General features: G+C 46.8%; 1 protein-coding gene and 1 pseudogene. Both read left to right on the top strand.

Going from position 1 to position 793, the window contains the following annotated elements:
* A partial coding sequence (locus BHE85_RS16845; protein WP_146627965.1) for an integrase core domain-containing protein occupies positions 1-235 on the top strand: 235 nt, incomplete at its 5' end.
* Between the two features lie 126 nt (positions 236-361).
* Positions 362-697: pseudogene (locus BHE85_RS16840) on the top strand (CDP-alcohol phosphatidyltransferase family protein); the annotation flags it as partial.
* Positions 698-793: the final 96 nt, after the last annotated feature.

Here is a 793-nt window from a genome sequence, read left to right as displayed (position 1 = left end):
GCGCGGAAACTGCTGGGATAACAGCCCAATGGAACGCTTCTTCAGGAGTCTGAAGAACGAATGGATGCCGGTGGTGGGTTACGTAAGCTTCAGCGAGGCAGCTCACGCCATAACGGACTATATCGTTGGATATTACAGCGCACTAAGACCGCACGAATATAACGGTGGGTTACCCCCAAACGAATCGGAAAATCGATACTGGAAAAACTCTAACTCGGTGGCCAGTTTTTGTTGACCACTTCAGGAAAACCATCCACCACATCTTGATATATTCCGAATTTACGTTGATGCTCCGCGTTGTGATATCTCCGCCATCACAATTGATGCACCATAGAGCAAACTGAATATCACGGAATGATAAATGACGCTCTACCAGATAAAACCGCTCTTTCAGTCGCTGTTAAGGCCGACGATGTTTTGGCTTTATAAGCACCACGTTACAGCGAATCACATCACTCTTACGGCACTGGCGCTTTCTCTTTTTACCGGATTGCTGTTGGTGTTGGTGGCACAACCCATCCTCTTTTTGCTATTGCCCATCGTGCTTTTTATCCGTATGGCGCTCAATGCGCTGGATGGCATGTTGGCGCGTGAGTGCAATCAGCAAACACGTCTGGGGGCGATTTTGAATGAAACTGGCGATGTTATTTCCGATATTGCGCTCTATTTACCGTTTTTATTTTTACCGGAAAGTAACGGGTAATGCTGCCAACTTACTGATTTAGTGTATGATGGTGATTTTAAGGTGCTTGCGTGGCTTCCATTTCCATCAGATGTCCTTCCTGCTCCGCTA

Source organism: Shigella sp. FC1567, assembly GCF_001743015.1.
GTDB lineage: Bacteria > Pseudomonadota > Gammaproteobacteria > Enterobacterales > Enterobacteriaceae > Escherichia > Escherichia coli.
Note: the sequence above shows the minus strand (reverse complement) of the source record. Positions and strands in the feature narration are given on the sequence as shown.